The sequence below is a fragment of the Streptomyces sp. RP5T genome (assembly GCF_003933965.1).
GTDB lineage: Bacteria > Actinomycetota > Actinomycetes > Streptomycetales > Streptomycetaceae > Streptomyces.
This window is the reverse complement of sequence record NZ_RSAJ01000731.1, coordinates 1-3692: the sequence shown is the minus strand read 5'-3', so window position 1 is coordinate 3692 and position 3692 is coordinate 1. Positions and strand designations below refer to the sequence as shown.

3 protein-coding genes and 1 pseudogene are annotated in these 3692 nt (G+C 64.2%); all 4 read left to right on the top strand.

Annotated elements, in window-relative coordinates:
- A pseudogene (locus tag EHS43_RS40025) lies at nucleotides 1–115 on the top strand (IS5/IS1182 family transposase); the annotation flags it as partial.
- Nucleotides 116–1043: 928 nt separating this feature from the next.
- Entirely contained in the window at nucleotides 1044–1175 is a 132-nt protein-coding gene (locus EHS43_RS48450) for a hypothetical protein (protein ID WP_260470928.1), read from the top strand.
- Nucleotides 1148–2074, top strand: a complete 927-nt coding sequence (locus EHS43_RS49060) for an NAD(P)-binding domain-containing protein (protein ID WP_369009072.1) — start codon at nucleotides 1148–1150, stop codon at nucleotides 2072–2074. The genes EHS43_RS48450 and EHS43_RS49060 overlap by 28 nt, the downstream gene beginning before the upstream one ends.
- 954 nt (nucleotides 2075–3028) lie before the next feature.
- On the top strand, nucleotides 3029–3692 hold a 664-nt coding region (locus tag EHS43_RS40015; RefSeq protein WP_260470926.1), incomplete at its 3' end, for a bifunctional DNA primase/polymerase.

The window sequence follows — 3692 nt, the reverse complement described above, 5'->3', positions numbered from 1 at the left end:
CGAGCGCGGCCCGGCACGACTCAAACGATGGCGGATCTCCCGCAAGGCGCATTGCAGCCCGAATCGAACGACGTCAATCGCGGCAGCCGTTCTCACTCTGGAGCGGCAACGCTGAAAGAACTCGCTGAGCCTCTTCAGAACGGCCACCGATCGGGTGACGCCGGAAGCAACAGCCGGGACCAGCATGGCGGCAATCTCCCTGCTCGGGAGCGTCGTCAACACCTGCTACGGCATCACCCTCACGAGGCACTACTGAAGAAGCCCACTGGTTTGAACAGCTGGTTGGTTGGTCGGTCGGCTGAGCCAGTCCAGCTGAGAAACTCTCCTCCTGCTGATCGGACATCCGGGCCTGGTGGCGCCGTCGGAGGGTGACGAATTCCGCCAAACCGGTCTCAACCGGAGCTGAGCCGGTTTCCGTACCGTCGAGTGCAGTACCCGGTATTGACCAGACATTTTGCGCCAGAGAGACGTCTTTCAGCCAGTTTTGGATGAAGAGAGAACCCGCTGACAGTCGCCATCGTAGTTCCGGACGGATGGGAACATAAAGACGCGGGCTGCTGTCTGCCGGGCTACTCACAACGGGAGACGGCAACTCGCTGCCATCCCCTGGGTATCGGTGCGCATGACCGGGACCCGTATGCCGTGGCCCGGCGTCTTGCCATTCTCCCGCCAGCCGGGCCACGGCGCCAGCACGAATAGCGCCTCCGCTGCCCCCTGGGGGACTGTTAAACGAGTGGTGCGGCTGGGAGTAGTTGGGGTTACTGGCGGGTTGCTGAGAGGCGGCCATCACAAGGCGTTCAGTGCGGTCAAAAATGCGTCGCGCATTAAATGATGACTTCGTCAACGTCGCTGATGTCCGTTCTCACGGTCACCTAGAGGGGGCGCCCTGGAGTGGCAGAGAGAGGAACCCATCGTGAAGCGTGTGGGAGTGATCGGCCTCGGCATGATCGGTACCGGTGTGTCGCTCAGCCTGGTCAAGGGAGGAAACGCGCCGAGTACGGTCTGCGACGTCCGTTCCAGACTCGGCAGACACGCTCGACGGTGTGCCCCCGCAGGCCGCCTCGGCGGTCGCGGAAGTCTGCGACATCGTGCTGCTCACCGTGGTGAATGCGAATCAGGCGCACTACGTGTTGGCGGGGGAGGGGGGATTCTCGATCGGCGGGGCGACAGCCTGATCGTCCTTCTACTCTCGACGGTCTCCGTTGAGGCCGTCCGCAGGTTGTCCGAGCTGTGCTCCGCTCAGGGTGTGCCGCTGTTGGATGCGGGCGTTACCGGCAAGGCGCGTGCGGCAGAACATGGACTCGTGGTGATAGTCGGAGGTCCCGACGAGGCTGTCGAGTTGGCCATGCCGGCCCTGCGCGGATTCGCCAAGGCGGTCCTGCGCTGCGGCGGTCCTGGCACAGGCAAGGTTGGGCAGCTGGTACGCAAGCCCATCATGTACGGGCAGTGGGCGGTTATCCACGAGGCTTCCGCACTGTTGCGCGTCGGTGGTGTGACGCTTGAGAACCTGCTCCAGATCATGGTCGAGGGTGCGGACGAAGGCAGCGAGCATCTGTTTCTGCTCAGGGGTGCTCGCTGGCGGGCTGCAAGCCGCTCAGGAGCAGATGAATTTGGCCCACTATCTGGCGCAGAAGGATGTCGCCGTGGCGCAAGAGTTGGCCGGTCTCACTGGACTGCAAAGGTCGCTGATCGACCTCGGACGGCCTTGCATGCCGGCGGTCTACAGGGGGGCTCTGGACAGGCTTCTGTCCGCCGACGCGCACGAGCGGGGACCTTGATGGACCGGATCTATGACGACGGTTTCCGCAAGCAGATGCTCCAAGGGGTCAGGATTCCAATCGATCACCCGCACCGTCGATCAACTCTTCGCCGAGGTCTGGCGCGTCCTCCCCTCACGCTACGGTATCGGCGCTTGTTCAGCGTCGGTATCACTGCGATGTTCGGCCGCACCGACCTGGTAGAGACGCAGCTGCGGGCGCGGCCGGTGAGTTCACCGTCGACCAGTTCCTTGAGATCGTGGTGCACGGTCACTACTACGCTGGCTGGGGAAACGGCAGCATACTGCAGTCCGTGATCGACAGGGTGATCGCAGAGTGGCACTCGTAATGGGCCAGGTGCAGGCACGGATCTGGTGTTGTTGCAGTGGTTCGTCGGTCTGAATCCGCCGGGGGAGCCATATGCGGCCCGCGGTCGGCCAACGCACTGGCCCGACCGGCCCGAAGTCTGGCGCGGCGTCGGCGCACAGATCCAGCGATCGTGCAGGTGCGCATTGGTTGTGTCGGCGGTGGACTCGTCGGCCGTGACCTGCAACTGGGCCGGGGGGGGCGCAGCACAGCCATTGCTCAGGGCTGATCCCTTTCAGGCACACCGCTTCGGTAGTAGGGCGTGACTCCGGGTGACCCAGATCTCAGGCACAGGCAAGGCGAACCACGGTCTGCTAGTGGTGGCAGGTTTGCATGTCTGGCTCTCAGTCGCTTGGGTCGCTTGCTGTATCCAGACAGCGATCGAAGAGGCCAGCGACCCAGGGGGGGCTTCAGTCGCTGAGGCTTGACTGGGGAAGAAGTGCAGGTCAGAGAGCTTCATGTGTGGCAGTAGCGACCGAAGCGACTCTTGGCCTATATATACGGCAGCAGGAACTGTGTGCGCGTGTGCGTTATATATGTCAGGCTTCAGTCGCTTCAGTCGCTGTTCTGGTTTGAAGGCCGCTCTGAACAGGCATTTTGCCGTGCTGGGGGAGCAGCGACTGAAGCGTCCTGAGTCGCTGGGCCTTTGCTGAGTCGCTGCGGCTTGGTCTGACAGCCGCAGGACGGGGGTGGAGTCACCGTTGTTCCGCATGTGCTGCGCGATCCCCCCGGCTCAGTTCGCTAGTCTGTGTCTGTCGTTGAGTCGCTTCGGTCGCTGACAGGGGGTGCGTATGTCTGCTGAGCTGCAGTTTTCCCGCAGCGACTCAAGAGCAGTCGCAGGTAGCGGACCTTCGGTCGCTGCGTGCCTCGCTACAGCCCAGGTCTGTGCCCGCCGTGGCTGGCCGGTGCACCCTTTGTCTCCGGGTCGGAAAACTCCCGTCGCGAACTGTCCCAAGTGTCGGGAAAGTTCTCATTCGCCCGTCGGCTGCCCGTGCTTGCGTGCAGGTCGCTGGTGCCACAGCTTCCATGCGGCCACCCTCAACCAGGGCCGCATTCAGCAGTGGTGGGGTCAACACCCTGACTTCGGTGTGGGAGTGTCCTGCGGTCCGGCCGGCCTGGTCGTCATCGACATCGACGCGCACCAGAGCGAACCCCCCGCCCGCGACCGGATCCTGCCCGGTATCCCCATTGGCGACCACATCGATCTCACCGGCCTGGCTAACGGCTTCCACACCCTCGCTGTCCTGGCCGCCCTCCGCGGCCAACAGAGCCCCGCTGAGGACGCCAGCACGCTGCGCGTACGCACCCCGTCTGGCGGCCTGCATGTGTGGTACCGGGCCACCGACAACCGGCCGTGGAAGTCCTCTGCTGGCTCCAGCCCCGGCCGGGGGCTGGCCTGGCAGGTCGATATCCGCGCCCACGGCAGCTACATCATCGCCCCCGGCACCACCACCCAGGCAGGCACCTACATGCCCGTCGACGATGTCCGCGAACCGGCCGCTCTCCCGCTGTGGCTGGCGCAGGAACTCGACCGCACCGGACACCTGCCGGCCCCCCACATCCCCGCAC